The organism is Mesorhizobium sp. LCM 4577 (genome assembly GCF_001854795.2).
Taxonomy (GTDB): Bacteria; Pseudomonadota; Alphaproteobacteria; order Rhizobiales; family Rhizobiaceae; genus Mesorhizobium; species Mesorhizobium plurifarium.
The window spans coordinates 258,425-284,506 of the sequence record NZ_MDDU01000013.1 but is presented as its reverse complement, the minus strand read 5'-3'; the positions used below and the strand labels follow the sequence as shown (position 1 = coordinate 284,506).

Here is a 26,082-nt window from a genome sequence, read left to right as displayed (position 1 = left end):
CCTCAGGCCGCCCTGGTCTCAAGCATGGCGGCGCGCAGGATCTCCTCCTCCGAAATATGATCGCCCTCCAGTGTCGCGGCGATACGGCCGTTGCGCATGACCAGCACGCGGTCGGCGACATGGACGAGCTCCGGCATGTCGCTCGAATGGAACAGGATCGCATAGCCCTTGGCGGCGAGATCGCGCATCAGCTGGAAGATCTCGCCCTTGGTGCCGACATCGACGCCGCGCGTCGGATCGTAGAGCAGGAGCACGCGCGCCTGCGTCAAAAGCATCTTGCCGAAGATCACCTTCTGCTGGTTGCCGCCGGACAAAGTGCCGGCAAGCTGTTCCGGCGTGCCGGCCTTGATGCGCAGGAAATCGACCATCTCCTTGACCAAGGCCGCTTCCTTCTGGCGGCTGAGCAGGCCGTTTTCGGTGAAGCGCTTGATCACCGACAGCGTCAAATTCTCGCGCACGCTCTTGGTCAACAGCAGGCCCTGGCCGCGCCGGTCTTCCGGCACCAGCGCGATGCCGTCCTTGCCGGTCAGTGCCTGGCGCGGATTGCCGATCGCCGCTGGCCTGCCCCAAAGCTCGATCGCGCCGCTCGCTTTCGTTGCGCCGAACAATGCCTGGAACAGCTCGCGCTGGCCGTGGCCCTGCAGGCCGCCGACGCCGAGCACCTCACCCTCGCGAAGAGAAAAGTCCACGCCCGACAGGCGGCTGCCGCTGGCGAGGTTCGCGACCTTGAGCGCGACGCGATCGGTCATTGTCGGCACGCGCTCGGGATAGAGCCGGTCGAGATGCCGGCCGATCATCTGGGTGACGATCTCGTCATCGGAAACGGCAGCGGCCTCATGCGCGGCGACGGTGCTGCCATTGCGGAATATCGTCAGACGATCGGCGATGGCGCGAACCTCGGCCATGCGGTGCGAGATGAAGATGACCAGCCTGCCCTCGGCGGCCAGTTGCCGGGTGAGCTTCAACAGCCATTCGGCTTCCCGCGCCGGCAGCGCCGACGTCGCCTCGTCGAGGATCAGGATGCGCGGGTCCTTGGCTAGGCCCTTGGCGATCTCGACGATCTGCCGTTCGGCCAGTGTCAGCCGCCGCAGCTCCTGTTCGGGACGTAGCGCCGGGAAATCGTATTTCTCGAGCAGCGCCAGAGTCTTGCGGCGCATCTCCGCGCGGTTGACGGTGCCAAGCCATGTCCGGGGTTCGTGGCGGAACCAGATGTTCTGCTCGACGCTGAGATCGGGGATGAGTGACAATTCCTGGAACACGGCGGCGATGCCGCGCGCCTGCGCGGCATCCGGATTGGCCGGACGATAATCCTGCCCGTCGACCAGGATCGTGCCGCCATCATGCTGCACCGCTCCCGACAGGATCTGGATGAAGGTGCTTTTGCCCGCGCCGTTCTCGCCGAGCAACGCATGCACCTCGCCGGCGCGGGCGCCGAATGCGGCCTCGCTCAGCGCGACGATGCCGCCGTAACGTTTGGACAGACCATTGACGGTGACGAGATCCATGGGCCGATTTCTAGAGCGTTTCACCGTTTCAGGGAAACGGCGAACCGCTCTATCTCCTTGTTTTTACGCAATTCCGGACGGAAAACCGCTCACACTTTTCCTGGAATTGCTCGAAAAGGTCTCCCGGCATCGCTCGATGCCGGGAGACAGGATCGTGGGACAGGATGTTACTTGCTGCCGGCCGCTTCCGCGGCGGTGATCTCGACCCAGTCGGGCGTGATCGGCAGCGTCAGGCCGGGCGCCTGGTCGGGGAAAGCATTCTCGCCGACCGCGATCTTGATCATCTTGGTGCCCGGATAGAGCTTCGACTCGAAGGGATCGGTCGTCACGAAATCACCCTTGACCGACACCGAGCGTTCGGCCGGCTTCTTGCCGGTGTCCAGAATATCGACCGCAAGCTTGATCGCTTCCGAGGACAGATAGGCCGGGTTAGAGCCGAGGATGCACTTGGCGCCTTGCGTCTGCGCGCAGGTGACGGCCGCGACATTGTAGGAGAAGCCGACGACCGGGACCATCGGCCGGCCGGCATCCTTCAGCGCCTGGATGGCGCCCGAGCCGTAGCCTTGCGTCATGATGCCGTCGATCTTCGGGTTGGCGGCAAGCAGTGCCGCCACGCCGGACTGTTCCGGTCCGAGCGCATAATTGCCGTTGTAATAGCCGACCACCTTGATGTCGGGATATTTGGCCAACACCTTCTCATAGCCGCCCTGCAATTGCGCCGAGATCGGCGCGCCGGCGAGGCCGCGGTCGAGGATGATGTTGCCCTTGCCGCCGAGCTGCGTAGCCATCCACTCGGCCATGACGGCGGGGATGCGGTCCCAATCGGAGGCGACGGCGTAGGCGCAAGGCTCGGTCACCACCTGGTCGAAGCTGATGACGACGATGCCGGCGTCRCAGGCCTTCTTGATGGTGGGGTTGAGCGCCGAATCCGAACCGGCATCGACCAGGATCGCGTCCGGCTTCTGGCGGATGATGTTGTTCAGCGAGTTGATCTGCGCCTGTACGGTGTTCTCGACATTCTCGATCTTGAGGTCGACGCGGCCTTTGAGCGGCCCCTTGTTGACCGACACGGTGGCGACGCGCTCCATCTGCTGGCGCCAGTCGTTGCCGACGAAATTGTTGGAGAGATAGATGGTGTAGGGCTTCTTGTCCTCGGTATGCCCGGCCTGCATGCCGACCGCCATCATGGTCGCGGCAAGCACTGCGAGGCCGGTGTAACGGCTCAATAATTTCATGATTTTCTCCTCCCGTTTTTCGTTTCGAAATCGTGGCGCCGCGCTGCGGCGCCATCTCCTCATCAAATCAGCTTCCCGAGGCCTCCTTCGGCGTGATCTCCACCCAGCTTGGCGACACCGGCAGCGAAAGACCCGGCGCCAGATCGGGGAACACGGTCTTGCCGAGCTCGATCTTCACGGCCGAGGAATTCGGCGCGTATTTGGCCGCGACCATGTCCGTGGTCAGGCCCGGCGAATTGAACAGCACGGTCGTGTCGGCCGGCTTCTTGCCGGTATCGAGGATGTCGACGGCGAGCTTGATCGCCTCCGCAGACAGCGACGGCGGATTGGCGCCGAGCCAGCATTTCGCGCCCTTGGTCTCGGCGCAGGTGACGCCGGTGCCATTGAAGGCGGCGGCGACGACCGGCACCATCGGCCGGTCGGCATTCTGCAGCGCCTTGATGGCGCCGGTGCCGTAGCCTTGCGAGAAGATGCCGTCGACCTCCGGATGCGCCGCGAGCAGGCCCGCCACGCCTTCCTGTTCGGGCCCCGCGGCGTAGTTGCCGTTGAAATAGCCGACGATCTCGATGCCGGGATATTTCTTGAGCACGGCGCCGAAGTTCTTCTCGAACTGCTCGGATATCGGCGCGCCGGCGAGACCCCGATCCATGAAGACCTTGCCCTTGCCGCCGAGCATGGAGGCCATCCATTCGGCCTGGTTGTTGGCCATGATGTCGAAGTCGGAATGCAGCTTGTAGGCACATTCGGCCGACACGGTCTGGTCGAAGCTGACGACGACGATGCCGGCGTCGCAGGCCTTCTTGATCGTGGGATTGAGAGCCTCCGCCGACGACGCGTCGATCAGGATGGCGTCCGGTTTTTGCCGGATGATGTTGTTCAGCGAGTTGATCTGCGCCTGGACCGTGTTCTCGGCATTTTCGATCTTAAGGTCGACGCGGCCTTTCAGCGGTCCCTTGTTGACCGCGACATTGGCGACGCGCTCCATCTGCTGGCGCCAGTCATTGCCGACGAAATTGTTGGAAAGGTAGATGGCGTAGGTTTTCTTGGCTTCGGCATGGCCGGATGTCGCTCCAACGCAGACTGCGAATCCGGCAAGCGCCATCAGGCCGGCGCACAGGCTCCTCGATTGCATTGTCTCCTCCCTATGTTCCTCCCCGGCCGGCGATGGACTGCGCCATCTTGATCGGACACCGGGCCTTTCGGCAGGCCGCCGTGGCGACGGAATTCGCGCGCGATCTCGCTTCCCGCCGGCATCTCAGCCTAGCTATCATGCTATTATAATTTTATAGGTCTGTCTATGTGCCCGTCGACAGAAATCGCACGTCGGGGCAGCCTCAGGACAGGTCGTTGGGCGCGTCGTAGGTGATGCTGAAAATATCGGCCGGATGGCGCGCGACGGAGAACTCGATGCTGCGCTGGTCGGCCGACTGATAGAGCATCTCCACGGTCAGCACCGCGCTGCCCAGCGCGATGCCGAGATCGGCGGCAACCGCCTCGTCGGCGATTTCGGCGCGCACGGTGACATGCGCCACGTCGAGACGCAGGCCGAGATGCTTCTGCACCGAGCGGAAGATCAGCACGTCGGAGAAGTCCTCGCGCTTCAGCCTGGCGCCGACATCTGGGGGAAAGTAGGTGGTGATCTGCGCCTTCCTCTGCTCGCCGATCGACAGCACGCTGCGCAGGCAATAGCCMGCCTCCTCCTTGCCCATGCCGAAATGGCGCTGGAGCACAGGAGAAACTTCCTTGCGATAGGATTTCACCGTCAGCTGCGCGTCCTTGGTGAAGGCCGCCATGTCGGCGAAGTTCTTGAACTTCCAGCTCAGGTTGACCGACGGGCTGCGCGCCGCGACCACCGCCGGTTTCGCCGAGCGCTTCTTGATCAGGCCGTCGGCCTCGAGATCGCGCAGCGCCTGGCGCACGGTGATCAGGCTGACCCCGAAATGCTCGGCGATCGCCGCCTCCTTCGGCAATTCGCCGCCGACGGGAAAAGTGCCGTCGCCGATCGGCACACGCAAGATGTCGGCAAGCTGGCGATAGAGCGGCCCGTTGGAGCGCCCAAGCGTGCGCCTGGGAAGACTGTCGATGGTGGGAACGGCGTTGTCCATGAGCCTCGTCGCGTCTGTGTCGAAGCTTTTATAATAGCTTCCGTCGCCCGAGGCTAGGCAACGCCGGCGACGATCCGCAGTCCTAGACGAAGAGCCGGAGCGGATGCTCGACCGCCGATTTCAGGGCGGCGAGCCATGCGGTCGAGGTCGCCTCGTCGAAGGCTGCCGTGTCTGCCGTGAGCAGGCACTCGGCATGGTCGCCCGCGCTGTCGACCGAGACTGTCAGGCGCATGGCCCGGCCAGGCAACAGCGGCATCATCATCGGTCGGATATCGCTCGGCGGCAGCAGCCGCACGGACAGGATGGCGGGTTTTTGCGAATCGTCGCGTGTGTCCGTCTGGGCCGCAAGCCGCGTCGCGCGCAACGATGTCAGCGGCATTCCCGAGGTGGCCGCGAAGACGACTTGCCTCTTGCCCAGTTCGAGCGCCACCCTCACCTCGCCGGCCTGCGCCCCGTCCGAAATCTCGATGAATGCGCTACCCACCGCGCGCAGCAGGATATCGTCGATGTCGAACACTTTCCCCGAGCTCTCGAGCGCGGCCAACAATTCATGCAACGCGCCCAGCGCGATCGATGTCGCGAAGGCGGCGATGCTGGAAGCGGCAACCGTTGGCGCCGGAGCCGCATCCGCAAGCGCCGCAGGCGCTTCGAGCGGGACGAACTCGAGCACATCGGCGGCCAGGATGCGGCCGCCCGGACCGCTGCCGCGGAGGGCTTCGAGCGGAAGGTTGCGCTCGCGGGCAAGCCGGCGCGCATAGGGCGAGACAGCCAGCCGCGATGCGACGGCAACGTTCATTTCAGATACTCGGAATTGACGCAGTTGGTCAGTCGTCCCTCGGCGAGATAGGCATGCACGACTTCGATCGATTTCAGCCTGAGATCGCGCATCGCCGCCGGGCTGTAGAAGGCCGCGTGCGGCGTCACGATCAGCCGGTTGGTGATCCATGGCTCGCGGTGCCGCCACGCCGCCAGAAGCGGATGGTCGAGGTCGCCCGGTTCGTTCGGCAGGACGTCCAGCCCGGCGCCGGCAACCTTGCCGTTGCGCAGCGCCGCTTCCAACGCGTCGATATCGACGATCGGACCCCGCGCCGTGTTGACGAAGACAAGGCCCGGCTTGGCGGCGGCGAAGGCATCCGCGCCGAGCAGCTTGCGCGTTTCCTCGCYCAACGGCGCGTGCACGCTCACCACATCGGCCCGCCCCATCAGCTCGGCCAGCGAATGCACCCGCTCATAGCCGGTCGACAGGTCGACGCCGGACAGAAGATGCGGATCGTAAAACACCACCTTCATGTCGAAGGCGGCAGCACGGCGGGCCGCGGCAAGCCCGATGCGGCCGAGCCCCACGATGCCGAAGGTCGCCCCCTTGTGACGGCGCACCAGCGGCGCCTTGGAGAAATGCCAGCCCTTGACGCCATTGGCCGCTAGCTCGGCGCCATAGGCGGACGTGCCGCGCGTCAGCGCCAGCATCAGGCCGATGGCATGGTCCGCAACCTCTGTGGTGCCGTAGTCAGGCACGTTGCAGGCGGGAATCTTGCGCGCGCCCCAGCCGGCCGTATCGATGTTGTCGAAACCGACGCCGGAGCGCACCGCGATCCTGGCCTTGGGAAAGGCAGTCGGCGCAGCGGCGACATTGTGGGTCGGCGAATAGTTGATAACCGCATCGACCGTCTGGCAAACCGCCGGATCGAGCGCGGCGGCCTTATCGTTGGTCGAGCGTGCCAGGATGAACTCGATGTCAGGATAGTGCTCGCGTTCGAGCTCGGCCTCGTCGGCGGCTTGCCAATTGGCGCACAGGATCTTCATGCTTGCCCTTCGGATTCTTGGGTACAGGTGATTATTTCTTGATGCCGCCGATGCGCCCGCCCATCGGCACCACGGCGCCGACCGGCTGATCGATCGCGCTCAGCGTCCCGCTGACCGGCGCCTCGATCTCGACCACGGCCTTGTCGGTCTCGATCTCGGCGATCAGTTCGCCTTCCTTGACCGTGTCGCCGACCGCTTTCAGCCATTTGACGACCGTGCCCTCGCTGACGGTGAGATCGCCGAAAGGCATCGTCACCGGCTCGTCGTCGCTGGCGGGTACGGAAGCAGCTTGTGGAGCAGGCTGCGACTTGGCTGGAACAGCTGCTGGCTTTGYCGGCGCAGCGCTTTTCAGACCGACCGTGTACCAGTGATCCGGCACCGGCGGCTTGCCGGCAATCACAGCGCGAGCGCCCTCGGCGATGCGTGCCGTGTCGACCAGCATGGCTCGCTCCAGCACCGGCGCGAACGGATGGGACGTCRGTGCCGTATGCAGTCTTCCGGGCGGAGCGTCGAGCTCGTCGAAGGCGAGTTCGTTGATCGCCTGGGCGATCTCCCCGCCAAGGCCGCACATGGCCCACGCCTCGTCGACGATGAGCAGGCGATGGGTCTTCCTGACGCTGGCGACGATCGTGTCGATATCGAGCGGCATGATGGTGCGCGGGTCGATCACTTCGGCCTCGATGCCTTCGGCCGCCAATGCCTCCGCCGCCTCCAAAGCGCGCTGCACCATCTGCCCGGCCGCGACGATGGTGACGTCTTTCCCTGCCCGCGCGATCCGGGCGACGCCGAACGGCACATAGTGCTCGCCCGCCGGCACCTCGCCCTTGGAAGCGAACAGCGCTTTCGGTTCGAGCATGATGACGGGATCGCCGGCTCTCAGCGCCGTCTTCATCAGTCCCTTGGCGTCAGCCGGATTCGACGGCACGCAGACGATCAAGCCGGGCATATGGGCGAAGACCGGATGATAGATGCCGCTGTGATGCGGGCCGGAACTGCGCAGCGCGCCGGCGCCGACGCGCACCACCATCGGCGCGCTCATGACGCCGCTGGTCATGTAGCGCAGCTTCGCCGCCTGCAGGAAGATCTGCCCGGCGGTCTCGAAGGCGAAATCGGCGAACATCAGGTCCGAGACGGTGCGCGCGCCCGTGGCCGAAGCGCCGACGGCGGCGGCGGTGAACCCCTGCTCGGAGATCGGCGTGTCGACCATGCGATCAGGGCCGAACTCCTGCCACAGGTTCTTCGTGTGGGCGAAGCTGCCGCCGCGCTCGCCGGTGCCTTCGCCGAAATAGAGGATCGCCGGATTGGCGCGCATCTCCTCGGCGATGCCGTCGCGCACCGCTTCGAGCCAGCCTTGCGTTCGCGTCTCGCCGACGGCGCGCGGCTTCAGGGCGGCCGGCGGATTGATCGGATCGGCAAAGACATGCAGGCGCACCGTCGCCGGATCGGGCTCGGGCGAAGCGCGGGCGAAGGCGAGCGCCTCCTCCACCACTTTCTCGATCCGCGCCTCTATTGCCGCGAGCGCCTCGGCGTCGGCAACGCCATAGTCCTCGATCAGCCGCTTGCGGAACATGTCGATCGGATCGCGTTTGATCCAGGCGTCGAGTTCTTCCTGCGTCCTGTACGTGCCGATGACCGGGTCGCCCTCATGGTGGCCGACAGTGCGATAGGTCTTGGCCTCTATCAGCGTCGGGCCCTTGCCGGCCCGAGCGCGTTCGGTCGCTTCCTTCATGGCCAGCCAGACGGCGAAGACGTCGTTGCCGTCGACAGCGACGCCGGGCATGCCGTAGGACGCGGCCTTGGTGGCGATCTCGGGGTTGAGCGTGATCGACTTGAGCGGAGTGGCGGTGGCGTAGAGATTGTTCTCGCAAATGAAGACCGCCGGCGCGCGCTGCACGGCGGCAAAGTTGAGCGCCTCGTGGAAGCCGCCATGATTGGCGGCGCCGTCGCCGAAGAAAGCGACGCCGATATCGTCGCGGCCCTGCCGGCGGGCGCTCATGCCGATGCCGACGGCATGGCCGATGCCGGCGGCGACGATGCCGTTGGTGCCGAACAGGCCGACCGAGCGGTCGTAGAGATGCATGGTGCCGCCACGGCCGCCGCAAATGCCGTCGGCCTTGCCGAACAGCTCGGCCATGACGCGCCCGGGATTGGCGCCCTTGGCCAGCGCATGGCCGTGGCCGCGATGGGTCGATGTCACCCAATCGGTCGGCCGCAAATGCGCGCAGACCCCGACGCCGGTCGCTTCCTCGCCGATATAGAGATGCAGGAAGCCAGGTGTCTCGCCCTTGCGGCAGGCGATCTGGGCAACGCTTTCGAAGCGGCGCAGCAACACCATGCGTTCGAACAGGTCGAGCAGGATTTTTCGGTCGGGCAGATTTGGCGCACCCTTGAAATCCTCGCGTGCGCGCGCCGCAGAAATTGCCACCAAAGCCTCCCATGGATCTGTCTGGCGCCGGGCAAGAACGCGCCGGCGGCGAGCTTGTGGCTGCTCGCTTCGGGTTGATAATAGATTATAATAGCATAATGTCTACAGGCTCTGAGCAAAGCGTGCGAGACGCAAGCGCGTCCGCCGTTTCACCGAACCGGTGAAACGCTCCATCGCCTTGTTTTGACAAAGGTCCTGACGAAAACCGTGCTCTAGATCTTGGTGATCCGCACCGTGGCGTCGGGCCGCTGGAACAGCTCCGGCCGAAGACTGAGGCCGAGCCCCGGCCCGTCGAGTGGCGCGACATGGCCGTCGCTGACCGGCGGAATATCGGCGACGATCTCGATGTACCAGCCGGTGAAGTAGGCGCGCACGGCTTCCTGGTAGTTGACGTTCGGCAGAGTGGCGGACAGCGCGCAGCTGGCGGCATAGACGATCGGCCCGGTGCAGTCGTGCAGCGTCACCGGCAATTCGCTGGCCTCGGCCATGTTGGCGATCTTGCGCGCTTCGGAAAGGCCGCCGCACCAGGCGAGGTCGATCATGATCACGCTGGCCGCGCGCTTGTCGATCAGTTGCTTGAACATCTGCCGCGTGGYCAGCCGCTCGCTGGCCGCGATCGGGATCGATGTGTGGCGCGCCAACTCGGCCGTCGCGTCGAGCTCGTTGTAGCGGATCGGCTCCTCCAGCCAGGCGACGTCGTAGGCCTTCAGCGCCTCGGCGATGCGCAGCGCCGGCGGCAGGCTCCACAGGCCATGCAGCTCGACCATGATCTCCATGTCGCGGCCGACGGCGTCGCGGATCTTCTGGAACGGCTCCAGCGCCTTGTCGAGGTCGGTAAGCGAGATGCGGGCGCCGTTACATGCCTCGGCGGCGATGTCGAACGGCCATATCTTCATGGCGCCGATGCCTTCGGATTTCAGGCTCCTGGCGAGATCGCCGGCATTGTAGCGCCATGCCAGCAGATCCTCATACGGGCCTTCGTTCGAATCGCCCGATTTGAGCGACCAATCCTCGCCGCGCTCGAACAGCGCATTCTTCTTGCTGGCGCGCACATGCTTGTAGCCGGCGCAGGTGTTGTAGATCGGCACGGTTTTGTGCGTGCGGCCGCCCAGCAGCCGCCAGACCGGCTCGCCGAGCGCCTGGCCATAGATATCCCACAGCGCGATATTGACCGCGGAATTGCCGCGCAGCTCCGCGCCGGAATCGCGCGCGCCGACATAGACGCTGCCCAGCGTACGGTCGTGCAGCTCGATATCGCGCGGGTCCTTGCCGATGAGGTAAGGCGCGACATTGTCGTGGATGTAGGAGGCGACCGGTCCCGGCGCCCAAAAGGTTTCGCCGGTGCCGATAAGGCCGGCATCGGTATGGACGCGAAGCCAGAACAGGAATGGGAATTCCGCCAGTTGCAGCGTTTCAAGCGCGACGATCTTCAATTTTCCCTCCCGGCTCCACCGGAGCGCATAGTTCGCGAACAGTAGCACAAGCCCGTTGACACCTATCTATGGATACCGGTATCCATCGCGTCAAGATGACCTTGGGAGGAGGTTGGCTTGCCTGCTGAGATACCAGACACCACCCCGCGCAGGGCGCTTGTCACCGGCGCCGCCGGAGGGCTTGGCCGCGAGGTGGCGCTGCAACTGGCCAGGCGCGGCTGCGCCGTCGCAATTACCGACATCAATGGCCAAGGCCTGACCGAGACGGCCAGGCAGATCGCCCAAGCCGGCGCGGAAGCCGAGACCATCATCGGTGACTTCACGCTCGAGGGCGCTCCGGAAGCGGCGGTCGAGAAAGTGGTCGCGCGTTGGCGCGGCATCGACATCCTCGTCAACAATGCCGGCTATGGCGTGATCGAGCCCTTCCTCGACGCAACCTTCAAGGCCTGGACGCGCACGCTGGCCCTCAACGTCACGGCTCTCGCCATGGCCTGCAAGGCCGCCGGCCGAGTGATGCGCGAGCAGCGCTCGGGGCGCATCGTCAACATCACCTCGCCCGGCTCGCGCATGGCGCTGCCCGACTACACCGCGTACACGGCAAGCAAGGCCGGCGTCGATTCCATCACCCGCGCCGCGGCGGTCGCGCTTGCGCCCTACGGCGTGCTGGTCAACAGCCTGGCGCCGGGCATGATGGACACCGAGATGCAGCGTTCGACCGAGCTCGATCTTGCCCGCGCCAATGGCCGCAGCGATCTGCAGGCTTTCCTCGACGAACGCACGCGCCGCATTCCGCTCGGCCGCCGCGCCGAGATTTCCGAGGTGGCGGAAGCCGTCGTCTGGCTCTGCCTCGACGCGCCGCGATACATGACCGCCGAGCGGCTCAACATGTCGGGCGGGCTGGACAAGGACYAGGCATCGATGCTGCGAAACTCCCCTCCCGGCAGCGCCGATGTCGCCGCGCTGGAACGCAAGGCGACGCTGCTTCGCCGCCATATGCTGACCATGGCGCGCGGCCAGGGCCAGGGCTATATCGGCCAGGGCCTCGGCATCGCCGACACGCTGGCGGCGCTCTATTTCCACGAGCTGCGTTACGATCCGCACAATCTGGCATGGCCGGATCGCGACCGCTTCCTGTTGTCGACCGGGCACTACTCGATCGCGCTTTGGGCCGCCCTCGCCGAGGCCGGCATCATCCAGGTCGAGGAACTTGTCACCTATGGCGCCGACGACAGCCGGCTGGAGATGTCGACGCTCGACACCACGCCGGGCGTCGAGGTCATCGGCGGCTCGCTCGGACATGGCCTCGGGCAAGGCATCGGCCAGGCGCTGGGACTTCGCCTCGATCGCTCGGACGCGCGCGTCTTCGTCGAGCTTTCCGATGGCGAGATGCAGGAGGGCTCAACCTGGGAAGCGGCGATGTCGGCCAGCCATTTCGAGCTGGACGGACTCGTCGCGCTGATCGACTGCAACGGCATCCAGGCCGACGGACCCGTGGTGCTCAACATGGAGCCGGTGGCCGACAAATGGCGCGCCTTCGGCTGGGAAACGGCGGAGATCGACGGCAACGACATGAAAGCCATCGTCGATGCGCTGGCCGGCGCGCGCAAGCGCAATGGCAAGCCGAAGGCGATCGTGCTGCGCACCCTGCCCGGCAAAGGCGTGCCACGCATCGAGACCAGCGAGAAATCGCACTTCTTCCGCATCGACGTGGTGCAATGGGACGGCATCATCGCAGAATTCGACAAAAGCATGGGAACGCACCTATGAGCGGCGGCATGAAGGCAGAACGGACGCTGGCCATGGGCCAGGACGAGGCTGTCGGCGGCGGCCGGCAAAGCGTTGAGGCGCCCTTCGGGCGGGCCCTGGCCAGACTTGGGCAGAGCCGGCCTGATATCGTCGGGCTGACCGCCGACCTTGGCAAATACACCGACATATTGCCGTTCCGGGACGCCTTTCCCGACCGCTTCTTCAATGTCGGCATGGCCGAACAGAATCTGGTCGCGGTCGCCGCCGGGCTTGCCCGCGCCGGCAAGGTGCCGTTCGCCACCACGTATGGCGTGTTCGCGACGCGTCGCGCCTATGACTTCGTCGCCATCGCGCTTGCCCACTCCAACCTCAACGTGAAGATCGTCGCTGGCCTGCCGGGATTGACGACAGGCTATGGCGGCACGCATCAGGCGATCGAGGATCTGGCGCTGATGCGCATGATCCCCGGCCTGACTGTCATCGATCCCTGCGACGCGACCGAGATCGAGGCGGCGACTGCCGCGGTCGCCGAGCATCAGGGGCCCGTCTATATGCGGCTGCTGCGCGGCAGCGTCCCCGTCGTGTTCGAGCCTGGCCGCACATTCGAGATCGGCAAGGCGAGGCGGCTTCGCGAAGGCTCCGATGTCGGCATCGTCTCGACCGGCTTCATGACCGAGCGGGCACTGGACGCGGCAGAGGCCTTGCAGAAACAGGGCATTTCCACCGGCGTCCTGCACGTGCCGACGATCAAGCCGTTCGACGCCTGCGCCGTGGCCGAGTTCGCCTCCGGCGTCCGCCGGATCGTCACGGCGGAAAACCATGTCATGGTCGGCGGCCTGGCCAGCCTTGTCGTCGAAAGCCTGTTCGAGGCGGGCATCGCGAAGAAAGTGACGCGCATCGGCCTGCCCGACCGCTATATCGAATGCGGCGCGGTGCCGACCTTGCAGGCGAAATACGGTCTCACCACCGAAGCCGTCATCGCAACGATTACCAGGTTAGTGACCGCATGAAGATCACCGACATCGAGACCTTTGCCGTCGGCGYCGGCTGGAAGAACTGGCTTTTCGTCAAGGTCCGTACCGACAAGGGCATCCATGGCGTCGGCGAAGGCACGCTGAACGGCTTCATCAAGACCACCGAGGCCGGCGTGCATGAGCTCAAGCATCTCGCGATCGGCCAGGACCCGCGCCGCATCAACGCCTTGGCCAAGCGCATGCTGGACAGTGTTTCGCTCGACGGCGGCCACATCCACCGCACGGTGATCGCGGCCATCGAGGTCGCCTGCTGGGATATTCTGGGCAAGAGCCTGGGCGTGCCGATCCACCAGCTTCTCGGCGGGCAAGTACGCGACACGGTGCTTGGCTATGCCAATGGCTGGTATCGCACGGAACGCACGCCGGAAGCCTTTCTCGAAGCCGCAAAGGCGGTGCTGGCCAAGGGCTTCAAGGCGTTCAAGCTAGACCCGTTCGGCACCGCGCAAGGTTTCATCTCTCGCGAGGAACTGGAGCTTTCCTACGCAATCTGCCGCGAACTGCGCGATGGACTGCCCAGCGACACGCTGATCCTGATCGACGTGCATGCGCGCTTCACCGAGATCGCAGCGCTTCAGGCGGCGCAGAAATTCGCCGATCTCGACATTTACTGGTGGGAGGAGCCGACCTCGCGCGATCGCCAGGAGACGGTGCATGAGGTGGCGCACCGCTCACCCATCCCGGTGGCGACCGGCGAAATGTACGACACGGTCGGCCAGTTCTACACGCTTGCCGCCGGCGGCGGCGTCAACATCTTCCAGCCCGAGCCGATGTCGCTTGGCGGCATCGCGCCGTCGCTGCAGGTCGCCAATCTTGCGCTTGCTCACGGCAGCCATATCGCGCCGCATCAAAGCGGCGGACCGGTGGCGACGGCGGTGTGCCTGCAGCTGGCGGCGGCGGTGCCGAATTTCCTGATCCAGGAGCACTTCGACGCCTTCAACGATCCTTGGACCCGCGATCTCGTGACCTGGCATCCGACCGTCAATCCGGACAATGGCCACCTGTCGCTGCCGCAAGCGCCGGGGCTCGGCATCGATCTCAACCTCGATGCGATCAAGGATCATCCTTACGATCCCAACGCCTATCTCAACGTCCATGCCCAGGGCTGGGAGAAGCGTCTGGGCCGCCGCGAGCAGCCGGTGACAAAATCCTGATCAGGCGCTTTCGCGGTCGATGATCTCGAAGCCGAGGCTGGTGACGGCCGACACCTCGCCATTGCCGCCCAGCCTTGCCAGCAATTGCCGCACGGCGCGCCGGCCCATGTCGTAGCGGTTGACCTTCACCGTGGTCAGCCGCGGATAGAGCTGCGCGGCGAGGTCCATGTCGCCATAGCCGGCGATGGCGATCCTGCCGGGCACCGCCCAGCCCCGCCGGTGGCATTCCTGCACGGCGCCGACGGCCAGCGTGTCGCTGGAGAAGAAGATGGCGTCGATGTCCTTGTGCCGCGATGTCAGCGTGATCAGCGCCTCGGCGCCGCCCTGCGCGGTGATCGGCACCTCGACTTCCATGCCGTCATGGTTCCTGATGCCGAGCTTGGTCAGCGCCGCATGGTAGCCGGTGCGGCGCTGTCGCAGGCGGTCATTGCCATGGATCGGCGTCGAGACGAAACCGATCCGCCTGTAGCCCTTGGCGGCCAGATGCATGGTCATGGCGTAGGCGGTCTCGAAATTGGAGATGCCGACCACCATGTCGATCGGATCGCGGCCCTTGACCTCGGAGATCTCGACCACCGGCGCGCCGCTGCCCTTCAACAAGCCACGCGCCGTTTCGCTTTGCACGAAGCTCTGAAGGATCATGCCGGCCGGGCGCCAGCCGAGCAGCGTGCGTATCGCTTTCTCCTCGGCTTCCGGCGTGAATTCACCCTGCACCAGCAGCATCGAATAGCCGCCCTCATGGCATTCGTCGGACATGCCTTGCACCTGCTCGGCGATGCCCGAATTGATCAGCGGCGGCACCACCGTCCCGATCATACGGCCGTTGCCGCGCATGCTCGACGCAAGCTGGTTGGGCACGAAGCCGATCTGCTCTATCGCCTCCAGCACCCTGGCGCGCGTCTCCGCCGAGACCCTGCCGGGATTGGACAGGGAACGCGACACGGTTATCGGCGCGACACCGATGCGTCGCGCGATCTCGCGAACCCCAAGGCGCTGCGAGGGTGTGTTCCCGCCGGGATCGTCACCTGACCCATCGGTCATCGCCAAGCTCCAACAAGCACGATGCGCGAAGGGAAATCCTGCGTCGGATCGCACGACCAGCGCATTCATAGCGGGTACGGCAGTCGCTTTCCAGCGACGTGCCCGGCATGGTGCATCCTCTGAAATTTCGCCGTTGACAAGTTATAATATTATAATCTTAATGGCGTCGAGGAGCACGCCGGGAAGGGCGTGGGCGAGATGGTGTCGGTTGCGGGAGCCGGCGACGTGCGCCGCCAGGGAGGTCAGGATTGGAAAGCGCGGCTGACGTGAACTCGCCGCCCCGGGATGGGCAATCTTTCCGGCGGCGGCTGATCGGCTTCATCGCCATCGGCGAAGTCGGCATGCTGGCGGCGATGGCTATGCTGATCGTCTTCTTCTGGCTGCTCGAACCGGCTTTCCTGTCGGAGCGCAACATCCGCGCCATTCTCAACGTCGTGTCGTTCGTCGGCATCATCGCCATCGGTCAGACCATCCTGCTGGTCGCCGGCGAATTCGACCTGTCCGTCGGCTCGGTGGCCGGCCTGTCCGCGGTCGTCGCCGCCAAGCTGATGACGGCGGCCGCGCTGCCGGTGACCGTGGCCATCCTAGGCGGGATCGGCGTCGGCGCGGCGATCGGGCTGCTCAACGGCGTGATCGTCGTCAGGCTCGGCATCCCTGCCTTCATCCAGACGCTCGGCATGCTGTTCATCGGCCAGGGCCTGATCCAGGTGGTGACGGGTGGCTATCCTGTCTATCCGCTGCCAGAGACGATCAATGCAATCGGCGGCGCCGACCTCGCCTTCGGCCTCGGCTGGAGCTTTGCCTTCTTCATCGTCGCGGCGATCCTCGCCGATTTCGTCCTGCGGCGCACCGTGCTCGGACGCAACATCTACGCCACCGGCGGCAACCAGGAAGTGGCGCGTCTCGTCGGCATCAACACCAGCGCCTACAAGATCGGCGCCTTCATCGTCGTCGGCGCGCTGTCAGCGATCGCCGGCATGTTCGTCATGGCCGATCTCGGCAGCGGCGGTACCTCGATCGGCAGCGGCTGGGAATTGACGGTGATCGCCGGGGTCGTGGTCGGCGGCGTCAGTCTGTTCGGCGGCGCCGGCACGGTCGCCGGCGGCGTTGTCGGCATCCTGATGCTGAAGGTGGTGCAGAGCGGCCTCGTCGTCATCGGCGTCAACTCCAACTGGCAGCAGATCGCCGTGGGCGTGATCATGGTCATGGCCGTCGGGCTCGACATTGTGCGCCGCCGCTACTTCATCGCCGGCGCTTAGCGGGGGCCACGAGGAACTCACTCAAACGGCACAATTTCCAAAACAACAGATCTTACGCCGGCAAGAACGCCGGTGAAGCAAGGGAGGTAGGACATGAAGATCGATCTGAGAAAGGGACTGATCCGTACGGCATTCGCGGCCGTGGCCGCCGCCGCGTCGCTGGGCTCGGCGGGCCTCGCCCAGGCCGCAGACATCCACCTGCTCTGGGTGCAGGCGATGAAGGACCACCCTGTCCATCGGCTCATGCAGGCGGGCTTCCTCAACAAGTGCAAGGAGCTCGGCTACACCTGCGAGGTGGTCGGCGATCCGAGCGCGACGAATTGGGACATTCCGGCGACGCTGCCGCTCGCCGAAGCCGCCCTGGCGCGCACCAAATACGACGCGATCGGCGTCTATGGTCCCGATCCGGCAATCTACTCCTACATCTCGAAGCTCGCCAAGGAGGGATTCCCGATCGTCACCTGGCATGTGCTGCCGCCGGAAGGCACCGTCCAGGGGCTGAAGGCCGCGACCGGCGAGGACATTGCCGGCGCGGGCCAGAACGCCGCCGTCGCCATCGGCGAGAAGCTCGGCGGCAAGGGCACGGTGGCGCTGACGCAAGGCGCGTCCAACGACACCGAGAACGCCATGTCGGCGGCCTTCCGCAAGACCATCGCCGAGAAGTACCCCAACATCAAGGTGCTCGACACCCAGATGGAGGGCTTCGAGCCCTCGGCAGCCGAGGCCAAGGCAGTGGCGATCCTGCAAGGCAACCCGGACGTGACGGCGGCCTTCGGCACCACCGGCAACAGCATCCAGACCTGGTCGGGCGCGGCCCGCAAGGCTGGACGCGATGTCGTCATCGTCGGCATGGACTATATCAGGCAGAATCTCGACCTGGTGAAATCGGGCGCCGCCTACGGCATCGTCGCGCAGCCGCTCTATGAAGAGAGCGCCAAGGTTGCCGAACTGCTCGGCGATCTCGCCCAGGGCAAGACCGTGCCCTACAGCAATCCGTTGCCGGCCAAAGTGATCACCGCCGCCGACCTCGACCCCTATTACAAGATGCTGGACAGCGCCGGCCAGTAACGCCCCATCGCCGGGTCCGCGGCTTGCCCGGACCCGGCATCCGCCAGAGGATCGCCGTGCCCAACGTTGCCCAGGAACCGCTGTTGTCGGCCATCGCAATCGCCAAGAGCTTCGGTGGCGTTCAGGCGCTGCGCGGCGTCGATTTCGACGTCGTCCCGGGCGAGATCCACGCCTTGCTCGGCCAGAACGGCGCCGGCAAGTCGACGCTCGTGAAGATCCTCAACGGCGTGCATCCGGCCGGCTCCTACACCGGCGCCATCAAGCTCGACGGCAAGCCGGTCAGCTTTGTCTCGCCCGCCGACGCGCGGTCGAACGGTGTCGGCTATGTGCCGCAGGAGATCGAAGTGCTCGAGCAGCTCTCGGTCGCCGAGAACATCTTTGCCGGCCGCACCGGGCTGGGCGACGGCATGCTGGTCAACCAGCGGAAACTGGAACAGCGGGCGGGTGAGATCTTTGCCGATCTTGGCATCGGCATCGATCCCAGGGCCTATGTCGCATCGCTGACCTCGGCGCAGCGCCATCTGGTGATGATCGCCCGCGCCATCGTCATGAAGCCGCGCGTGCTGATGCTGGACGAGCCGACCGCCTCGCTCTCCGGCACGGAGGTCGACGCGCTGTTCAGTGTGCTCGGCCGCCTCAAGGCGCAGGGCGTCGCGATGATCTACATCACCCATCGCCTGCCGGAAGTGCTCGCCATCTGCGACCGCGCCACGGTGCTGCGCGACGGACAGGTGACGGTGCGTATCGCGAGGGAGGATTTCGACGCCGAGACCTTCATCTTCTCGATGTCGGGCCAACGATTGCAGCGGCTGTTCCCCGAGCATGCCGCCCCGGTCGGCGCGCCGACCGCGCTGGAGGTTCGCAACCTCACCGTCGCCGGCCATAGCGGCGCCGTGCATGGCGCGAAGGACATCAACCTCTCGGTGGCCGCCGGCGAGATCGTCGGGCTGGCGGGCCTGCTCGGCTCCGGCCGGAGCGAGATCCTGCACGGCATCTACGGCCGCGTCCCGGCCGAGGGCGAAATCCGCGTCGCCGGCGGTCCCGTGGCGATCGGAGCACCGAGCGGCGCCCGTGCCGCCGGCATTGCGCTTCTGACCGAGGACCGCAAGCGCGACGGCCTGCTGTTCAATCTGCCGGTCGGCGCCAACATCACCATCGGCAATCTTGCGCCCTTGTCGCGGCGCGGCGTGGTGCGCGGCGGGCTTGAACGCAGCTCCATCCTGGCCGCCATGCGCGCGCTCAACGTCAAGGCATCGTCGCCACTGGCCTCCGTCACCCACCTGTCGGGCGGCAACCAGCAGAAACTTCTGTTCGCCCGCGTGCTGATGCGGGCGCCGAAAGTGCTGCTGCTCGACGAGCCGACCAAGGGTGTCGACGCAGCCACGCGGCACGAGATCTACCGGCTCGTGGTCGAATTGGCCGAGAAGGGCGTGGCCTTGCTCATCGTCGCCTCCGAGCTCGAAGAGCTGATCGGCCTTTGCGACCGTTGCCTCGTCGTTGCCGACGGCCGCATCGTCGACGAATTCGGCCGCGGCGAAGGCGGCGAGGATCGCGTGCTGCGTTCCGTTGCCGCGGCCCAAACCGAACGCCACGCTTCAGGGGTCTCAGCGTGACGTTTGGCGGCAAACGCGTTCTGGTTACCGGCGCGGCCACCGGCATCGGCCGGGCGACGGCCGAATATCTCGTGAACGAGGGGGCGCAGGTCTTCGGCGCCGGGCTGGACGGTAAAGATGGCAAGGCGCTCGCTGGCCGTTACGCCGAAAGCCAACTGATCTTCCGCGAGAGCGATCTCACGCGTGAAACGGACGTCCAGGCAGCGGTGGCGATGGCATCAGAGCGGCTCGGCGGGCTCGACGCCGTCGTCAACTGCGCCGGCATCTATCCGACCGGCAAGCGGCTCGAAGAGCTTTCCGACGAAGACTGGGACAGGACCATTGCCGTCAACCTGACCGCTATCTTCCGCGTTTGCCGCACGACCCTGCCGCTGCTGCGCGCGGCCGGCGGCGGCTCGATCGTCAACATCGCCTCGGTGCATGCCGATGCGACGGTTCCCGGCGTGCCTGCCTATGCGGCGACAAAAGCCGCAGTCGTCGGATTGTCGCGACAGATGGCGCTCGACTATGCGGTCGACCGCATCCGCGTCAACGCCGTGCTGGTCGGCTCCGTCGCCACGAGGATGACACTGGACGGGCTGGAAGCGGCCGGCGGCCCGGAAGCGCTGGGCCTCTCATTCGAACCCAACAGGATCGCGCGCATCGCCAATCCGACCGAGATCGCCAGCGCCATCGGCTTCCTGATCTCGGACGCCTCTTCCTTCGTTACCGGCAGCGCCATGCAGGTGGATGGTGGGCTCCTGGCCCGATTGCTTTAGAGCATGATCCCGAAAAGTGGGAACCGGTTTTCGGAAAAGATCATGCTCCAACAAAGAGTTAGATCAGGATGTGAGCGCGAATGGCCTGAATGACACGGTCCCCGCCGCGCTTTCGCCGGGCGCAAGCACGATCACGCCTTCATCCGGATCGTTCCATTGGCCACGGTTGAAGGCGCCCGAGGCATTCGTCTGCGGTTCCAGGCAGAAATAAGGCTTGGTCGGATCGGCATAGAGCATCAGATGCTTGAAGACGGGATCGGCGACGATCCGCAATCCGGCGCCCCGCGACGGAAAGCGGATGATCGCTTCGCCGGTCCAGCCGCCATAGTCATTGTTGCGCCAACCGCCCGGCAGCGACCGGCCCTTTGCAAAATCCAGTTCGGGCGGCAGCGTGATCGGATCGCCCGAAACGCCCTCGGGCTCTTCGAGATGGAAGCGCCGGGCGCTGAATTGCAGCGTCACGTCCGGATCGCGATCGAACCAGGGATGCAGGCCAAAGCCGAACGGCATGGCAACCGGCCCTGTGTTGGTCAGCGTCACGGTCACGCTGAGCCCCTCTTCCGCAACGGCGAAGGCCTGCTCGGCGCGATAGGAATAGGGCTCCGCACCGGCGGCGACCTCGAGCGTCAGCGCGGCCGCGACGGAACTAGCCCTTGTGACGGTCCATGGCTTCTTCCAGCCACTGCCGTGGACGTTGAACCTCTCAGGCGGATTGTTCGGCAGAACCCGCCAGCGCCTCGTCTCGAAGTGGAATTCGTTCCCGGCGACGCGGTTGGCGTAGGGCACCATCGGGAACATGGCGACGCCCAGCACGTTGCCCGCATCGCGGTCGTCATCCGAAAGCTGGCGCATGAGGTCGATACCGCGCCAGCGCATCGCGCTGACGCTGCCGCCGATTGCCGGCGCCAGCCCGACTTCCAGCGCCCCTGCCTTGAGCGTCCGYGCCTCAGAAATTGCGCCCATAGCCCGCCGCCCAGCCGCCGTCGACGCCCAGCATCTGCCCGGTCGTGTAGCTGTTCAACGGATCGCAGAAGAACAGCACCGCGGCGACCGCCTCCTCGACGCTGCCAGCGCGGCCGACCGGCGTGTGGCTGAGCATCGCCTTGTCGCCCGAAACGATGGCATCGCCCTCGACGGCGCCGAAGCCGACTGCATTGACCAGGATTTTCGGCCCGAATTCCATGGCAAGCGAGCGCATCGCCGCAAGGATCGACGCGTTCTCCATGGAAAAGCGAGGATGGCGGCGCATCGGCATGCCGGCGACCGCCGAGATCAGGAAGACGATGCGGCCGCCGCGCTCGGCCATCTCCACGGCGGCCCTGCGCGCGTCGGCATACAGCGAGCGCGGATCGCCGGCTTTCGTTCCCGCACGCAGCGGACACGAGACCAGCAGGATATCGGCAGCACCTGTCGGGGCGCCTTCGACGATACGCCCGCCATTGGCGCGCAGTGCTGCGAGCACCGCATCGACGATCGCATTGGTTTCACCGTCCAGCGCGATCGCGGCGCCGGCGAGATCGATTTCCATGGCGGCGCTCACATCATGTACCCCGCGGTCCAGCCGCCATCGACAGCCAGCACCTGGCCGTTGATGTAGCTGGCGGCCGGAGAGGCCAGGAACAGCACGGCCTCGGCGATCTCCTCCGGCTCGGCCGGCCGGCCGAGCGGCACATGGGCGAGGAACTCCTGGGTGCGCCCGGCGAACTTGCCGTCGTCGCCGTAGAACAGCTTGGCGGTCAGCGCGGTCAGCACCGAGCCGGGCGCGACCGCGTTGGTCAGGATCCCCTTGGCGCCCAGTTCGATCGCCATCGACCGCGTCAGATGGACGATGGCGGCCTTGGCGGCAACGAACGGACTTTGCAGCCGCATCGCGGCAAGGCCGACGACCGAGGCTATGTTGACGATACGCCCGCCCTTGCCGGCGGCGAGCATCGGCGCCAGCGCGGCCCGGCTCATGACGTAGAGGCCGTCGAGGTCGATGCCGGTGATGCGGTCCCATTCCTCGGGAGGGAATTCGTCTATGGTGACGCGGTGCGCCAAAGTATTGACGCCGGCGTTGTTGACCAGGATGTCGAGCCGTCCGTGCCGCTCCAAAACCCTGGCGATCGCGGCGTCGACCGATTGGCCGTCGCGAATGTCCAGAGCGCAGGCCATCGCATTGCGCAGGCCAGCCGCGACACGCTCGGCGCCTGCCATGTCGATATCGGCGACGACAACCGCGGCCCCGTTATCCGAAAGCCGTTTGGCGATGGCGCTTCCGATTGCGCCCGCCGCCCCTGTGACCAAGGCGACCCGATCCGATAAGTCACACCGCATTGCTCGCCGCCATCATCATTCCTCGACGCAAAGCTATTATAATAATATCAAAGGTCAAGGAAGCCCCAAACGGGGCCGATGATAGCGGATATCGGATTAGGAACGATAGCGGTCGATCCGCTCCGCGGCTGATCGGCACTATCCGTCCGCCAGCGCCGTCACCTCGCGCCGGAAAGGCAGCGCGTCACCGATATCGGCTTCGTCCAGCTCGCGGGCGAAGCGGTGGCCGGCATAGGTGGCCCAGGCGATCGGCCCCGGCGCTTCGGCATCGCCAATGACCTTGATCGAACGGATGCCGTTGTCGGCCCACTCGCTCTCCCGGGCCTTCAGCTCGCGCCAGACGGCATCGTCCTGGTTGCGCGACGTGACCAGCACGACTGCATCGGCCGCCAGCTCATGTTTCGCGCCGGTGTAGACGCAGGCCGTGACGACGCCGCCCGACGCGATCGCCGTGACGGTCCTGTTGAGCACGATATCGACGCCCATCTCCGCCAAGCGGCGGTGGATGGCGCCCTGCTCCAGCGTGTTGCGGGTCCAGTCCGAGACATAGGCCGACGGCGTCACCAGGGTCACCTTCGCGCCCTGGCGCGCCATCAGCTCGGCCAGCACGCCGCCCATGTAGTAGTGATCGTCGTCGAACAGCACGACATTGCCGGACGGCACCTTGCCGTCCATCAGGTCGTCGGGCGTGTAGACCGGCATCGTGGTATCGATCGGCATCGGCATGACATGGGCACGCGCGACGCCGTCGCGCCGCCAGGCCGATCCGGTGGCGATGGCGACGTTCTGGAACCCGAAGGACAGGATATCGTCGGCCGACAGCCGGCTTTCGAAATAGATGTCGACATTCGGCATCTGGCTGAGCTGGTACTGCCGGTAGTCGCGCACCCTGCCCCAGGCCGACAGGCCCGGCAGCAGGCATTCGCGCGCCACGCGCCCGCCAAGCGCGGTGCCGGCTTCCGCTATCGCCACCTGATAGCCGCGCAGGCCGAGCGCGCGGGCTGCCTCCAGCCCGGCTGGCCCGGCGCCGACAATCAGCACGCTGTCGCTGTCGCCCTTTGCCTGCATGCGCTCCGGATGCCAGCCCTTGCGCCATTCCTCCATGAAGGTCGGATTCTGCGTGCAGCGCGAGATCGACATCGTCATGTCGCCGGTGATGCAGATGTTGCAGCCGATGCATTCGCGGATGTCCTCGATGCGGCCCTCCTCGACTTTCCGCGGCAGGAAGGGATCGGCGATCGACGGACGGGCGCAGCCGATGAAATCGAGCGTGCCCGACTTGATCATCCTCACCATCACATCCGGCGAGGTGAAGCGGCCGACGCCGACGACCGGCTTTGAGGTCAGCTTCTTGATGCYGGAGACGAGGCTTTCCTGCGCCGCCTCTTCCTTGAAGCGTGATGGGCCGGAGCAATCCTCCCAGGCGCCGTGCGCGAGGTCCCAGAGATCGGGCAGATCGGCATGCATCTCGATCATGTCGCGGACTTCCGAATTGGCGAAGCCAAGCTCGCCGATCATCTCGTCCAGCGACAGCCTGAGCGTCAGACCGCAGGTGTCGCCGATCGCGTCGCGCCCTTCCTCGATCAGTTCGCGCATCAGCCGCGAGCGGTTTTCCAGCGAGCCGCCATATTCGTCGCTGCGCTGGTTGGTGGCTGTCGACAGGAAATGCTGGATGATGCCGAAGCCATGCGCACCGTAGAGGCAGACCAGGTCGAAACCGGCCTGCTTGGCGCGCTTGAAGGCATTGCGGTGCCAGCGGCGCAGGTCGCGGATATCCTGCCTGTCCATGGCGCGCGCCTGCACCGGATCGTTGGTGAAGGTGCGGATTGRCAAGGCCGACGGCCCGCGCGGGACCTCCTTGGTATAGAGATTGGGACCGTTGATGCCGGAATAGGCGAGCTGGATGCCGGCGAGCGCCCCATGTTCGTGCATGGCTTTCGCCATCTTGGCCAGCGCCGGAATGTCGGCGTCGTCCCACAGCCTGAGCTCGATGAAGGGCGTGATCTCCGAGGTGTGGTGCATCTCCGTCTGCTCGGTGAAGATGACGCCCCATCCGCCTTCGGATTTCATGCGCCGCATCTCGGCCGCGGCCGAAGGATCGCGGTAGCCGCCGCCATTGCAATGCGGAACCTGGTAGAAACGGTTCTTGGCCGTCACCGGACCGATCTTCATCGGCTCGAATAGAATGTCGTAGCGTTGGTCGCGCATGAGCTTTCTTTCCCGCGGGCCTGGTGCCGCCGGTGTGGTCGAGATTACTCATAAGTTGGCGGCGGCGCGGGAAAACTATGGATTTCTTCTGYGCGGATTAGGACGCGCCTAATCGCCCTTGCATGGATTAGCCTCAGGTGAACCGCCGCTGAGCCAAATGCGACTTCAGGGCGGCGGCGGCACGGTGCTACACAGCCGACAGCAACGGGACAAGAGAGATGGACAGCATCAGGATCCTCGAACGGCTGATCGCCTTCCCGACGGTGAGCCGCGACTCCAACCTCGACCTCATCGGCTGCGCCACCGACCTTCTCGGAGCGAACGGCATAGCCAGCCAGCTCATCCACAGCGTCGACGGCCACAAGGCGAACCTCTTCGCCACCATCGGACCGTCCGACAGGCCCGGCATCATGCTGTCCGGCCATACCGACGTCGTTCCCGTCGACGGCCAGAACTGGACGCTGCCGCCCTTCACGATGACCGAACGCAACGGCAAGCTCTACGGGCGTGGCGCGGCGGACATGAAAGGTTTCGTGGCCTCGGCGCTCGCGGCCTGCATCAAGGCCTCGAAAATGCCGCTGCGCACGCCCTTGCATCTCGCGCTCTCCTACGACGAGGAGGTCGGCTGTCTCGGCGTGCGCGACCTGATCGAGATGCTAAGCGCGGCACCGCAACGCCCGCTGCTCTGCATCGTCGGCGAGCCGACCAACATGCAGGTGGCGACCGGTCACAAGGGCAAGCTCGCGGCGCGCGCGCTCTGCAGGGGACGCGAAGGCCATTCGGCGCTTGCTCCGCTGGCGCTCAACGCCATCCATCTCGGCTGCGACTTCGTGCGCGCCTTGCGCGACGAGCAGGAGCGGCTCGCCCGCGACGGCGCGCGCGACGGCGACTACGACATTCCCTACACGACCGTGCATGTCGGCAAGATCAATGCCGGCGTGGCGCTCAACATCGTGCCCAGTCTCTGCGTGGTCGATTTCGAGATCCGCAACGTCGCCGCCGACGATGCCGCCGGAATTCTCGACAGGCTGCGCGGTGCCGCCGCGCGCATTGCTGCCGAAGCCGCCTTGATCGCCCCCGAAGCGGCAATCGACGTCGAGATCACCAACACCTATCCGGGTCTCGACACGCCGGCCGCTTCGGAAGCGGTGGCCTTCGTCAAATCGCTGACCGGCGCCAACGACACCATGAAAGTCGCTTTCGGCACCGAGGGCGGGTTGTTCAGCCGCGATCTCGGCACGCCCGCCGTCGTCTGCGGACCGGGCTCGATGGCGCAGGGGCACAAGCCGGACGAATTCGTCAGCGTCGAGCAGTTGCGGCGCTGCGACGAGATGCTGGAGCGGTTACTCGCGCGGCTCGCCGACGGCTGGCCGTGACGTCCC

21 protein-coding genes and 1 pseudogene are annotated in these 26,082 nt (G+C 65.6%); 9 read left to right on the top strand and 13 right to left on the bottom strand.

The genetic code is table 11. The features are described from left to right. Nucleotides 1-2: 2 nt before the first annotated feature. The 8 genes from LCM4577_RS16630 to LCM4577_RS16595 form a co-directional block, all read right to left on the bottom strand. Nucleotides 3-1,505, bottom strand: coding sequence for a sugar ABC transporter ATP-binding protein (locus LCM4577_RS16630; protein ID WP_071030243.1), 1,503 nt, complete (start codon nt 1,503-1,505; stop codon nt 3-5). A 167-nt stretch (nt 1,506-1,672) separates the two neighbouring features. After that, nucleotides 1,673-2,740, bottom strand: coding sequence for a sugar ABC transporter substrate-binding protein (locus LCM4577_RS16625; RefSeq protein WP_071072276.1), 1,068 nt, complete (start codon nt 2,738-2,740; stop codon nt 1,673-1,675). Nucleotides 2,741-2,807: 67 nt separating this feature from the next. After that, the gene (locus LCM4577_RS16620; RefSeq protein ID WP_071072274.1) at nt 2,808-3,872 is read right to left on the bottom strand and encodes a substrate-binding domain-containing protein; all 1,065 of its coding nucleotides are present in this window, start codon (nt 3,870-3,872) and stop codon (nt 2,808-2,810) included. A 202-nt stretch (nt 3,873-4,074) separates the two neighbouring features. Beyond that, nucleotides 4,075-4,845 carry a GntR family transcriptional regulator gene (locus LCM4577_RS16615; protein WP_071030249.1) on the bottom strand — a complete coding sequence of 257 codons (771 nt, stop codon included), beginning with the start codon at nt 4,843-4,845 and terminating at the stop codon, nt 4,075-4,077. Between the two features lie 82 nt (nt 4,846-4,927). Further along, nucleotides 4,928-5,641, bottom strand: a complete 714-nt coding sequence (locus LCM4577_RS16610; protein WP_071072272.1) for an E3 binding domain-containing protein — start codon at nt 5,639-5,641, stop codon at nt 4,928-4,930. Beyond that, nucleotides 5,638-6,648, bottom strand: a complete 1,011-nt coding sequence (locus LCM4577_RS16605) for a C-terminal binding protein (RefSeq protein WP_071072271.1) — start codon at nt 6,646-6,648, stop codon at nt 5,638-5,640. Before LCM4577_RS16605 ends, LCM4577_RS16610 begins: the two co-directional genes overlap by 4 nt. A gap of 31 nt (nt 6,649-6,679) precedes the next feature. Then, nucleotides 6,680-9,073 (bottom strand): thiamine pyrophosphate-dependent enzyme, encoded by a 2,394-nt coding sequence (locus tag LCM4577_RS16600; RefSeq protein ID WP_071072537.1) that lies wholly within the window; start codon nt 9,071-9,073, stop codon nt 6,680-6,682. A 212-nt stretch (nt 9,074-9,285) separates the two neighbouring features. Next, the gene (locus LCM4577_RS16595; protein WP_071072269.1) at nt 9,286-10,506 is read right to left on the bottom strand and encodes a mandelate racemase/muconate lactonizing enzyme family protein; all 1,221 of its coding nucleotides are present in this window, start codon (nt 10,504-10,506) and stop codon (nt 9,286-9,288) included. Between the two features lie 192 nt (nt 10,507-10,698). Here LCM4577_RS16595 and LCM4577_RS16590 point away from each other — a divergent pair. The 4 genes and pseudogenes from LCM4577_RS16590 to LCM4577_RS16575 form a co-directional block, all read left to right on the top strand. Beyond that, nucleotides 10,699-11,346 (top strand): annotated as a pseudogene (locus LCM4577_RS16590) (SDR family NAD(P)-dependent oxidoreductase); the annotation flags it as partial. 78 nt (nt 11,347-11,424) lie between these two features. Continuing rightward, nucleotides 11,425-12,273, top strand: coding sequence for a transketolase (locus LCM4577_RS16585; protein WP_071030259.1), 849 nt, complete (start codon nt 11,425-11,427; stop codon nt 12,271-12,273). A gap of 8 nt (nt 12,274-12,281) precedes the next feature. Further along, a complete protein-coding gene (locus LCM4577_RS16580) occupies nt 12,282-13,262 on the top strand; it encodes a transketolase family protein (protein ID WP_244508344.1) in 981 nt (326 codons plus the stop codon). Further along, entirely contained in the window at nt 13,259-14,437 is a 1,179-nt protein-coding gene (locus tag LCM4577_RS16575) for a mandelate racemase/muconate lactonizing enzyme family protein (protein WP_071072266.1), read from the top strand. Before LCM4577_RS16580 ends, LCM4577_RS16575 begins: the two co-directional genes overlap by 4 nt. Here the strand turns inward: LCM4577_RS16575 and LCM4577_RS16570 are convergent, their stop codons facing one another. After that, entirely contained in the window at nt 14,438-15,478 is a 1,041-nt protein-coding gene (locus LCM4577_RS16570; protein WP_071072264.1) for a substrate-binding domain-containing protein, read from the bottom strand. Nucleotides 15,479-15,726: 248 nt separating this feature from the next. Here LCM4577_RS16570 and LCM4577_RS16565 point away from each other — a divergent pair, with 248 nt between their 5' ends. From LCM4577_RS16565 to LCM4577_RS16550, 4 genes are all read left to right on the top strand, one after another. Continuing rightward, nucleotides 15,727-16,737 carry an ABC transporter permease gene (locus LCM4577_RS16565; RefSeq protein ID WP_071030266.1) on the top strand — a complete coding sequence of 337 codons (1,011 nt, stop codon included), beginning with the start codon at nt 15,727-15,729 and terminating at the stop codon, nt 16,735-16,737. Nucleotides 16,738-16,830: 93 nt separating this feature from the next. Next, nucleotides 16,831-17,805, top strand: coding sequence for a substrate-binding domain-containing protein (locus LCM4577_RS16560; RefSeq protein ID WP_071072262.1), 975 nt, complete (start codon nt 16,831-16,833; stop codon nt 17,803-17,805). 83 nt (nt 17,806-17,888) lie between these two features. Next, a complete protein-coding gene (locus LCM4577_RS16555) occupies nt 17,889-19,418 on the top strand; it encodes a sugar ABC transporter ATP-binding protein (RefSeq protein ID WP_244508343.1) in 1,530 nt (509 codons plus the stop codon). Further along, entirely contained in the window at nt 19,415-20,176 is a 762-nt protein-coding gene (locus LCM4577_RS16550) for an SDR family NAD(P)-dependent oxidoreductase (RefSeq protein ID WP_071030270.1), read from the top strand. The genes LCM4577_RS16555 and LCM4577_RS16550 overlap by 4 nt, the downstream gene beginning before the upstream one ends. Before the next feature lie 63 nt (nt 20,177-20,239). On the opposite strand, the gene LCM4577_RS16545 is transcribed toward LCM4577_RS16550, so the two are convergent. From LCM4577_RS16545 to LCM4577_RS16530, 4 genes are all read right to left on the bottom strand, one after another. Beyond that, nucleotides 20,240-21,139, bottom strand: a complete 900-nt coding sequence (locus tag LCM4577_RS16545; RefSeq protein WP_071072260.1) for an aldose 1-epimerase — start codon at nt 21,137-21,139, stop codon at nt 20,240-20,242. Then, nucleotides 21,123-21,704 (bottom strand): SDR family oxidoreductase, encoded by a 582-nt coding sequence (locus LCM4577_RS16540; RefSeq protein ID WP_071072258.1) that lies wholly within the window; start codon nt 21,702-21,704, stop codon nt 21,123-21,125. The genes LCM4577_RS16545 and LCM4577_RS16540 overlap by 17 nt, the downstream gene beginning before the upstream one ends. 8 nt (nt 21,705-21,712) lie before the next feature. Further along, nucleotides 21,713-22,492: an SDR family NAD(P)-dependent oxidoreductase gene (locus tag LCM4577_RS16535; RefSeq protein ID WP_040983893.1), complete on the bottom strand. Its 780-nt coding sequence runs from the start codon at nt 22,490-22,492 to the stop codon at nt 21,713-21,715. 138 nt (nt 22,493-22,630) lie between these two features. After that, entirely contained in the window at nt 22,631-24,700 is a 2,070-nt protein-coding gene (locus tag LCM4577_RS16530) for an NAD(P)-binding protein (protein WP_071072256.1), read from the bottom strand. Between the two features lie 218 nt (nt 24,701-24,918). On the opposite strand from LCM4577_RS16530, the gene argE reads away from it, so the two are divergent. Further along, nucleotides 24,919-26,076: an acetylornithine deacetylase gene (gene argE, locus LCM4577_RS16525; RefSeq protein WP_071072254.1), complete on the top strand. Its 1,158-nt coding sequence runs from the start codon at nt 24,919-24,921 to the stop codon at nt 26,074-26,076. Nucleotides 26,077-26,082: the final 6 nt, after the last annotated feature.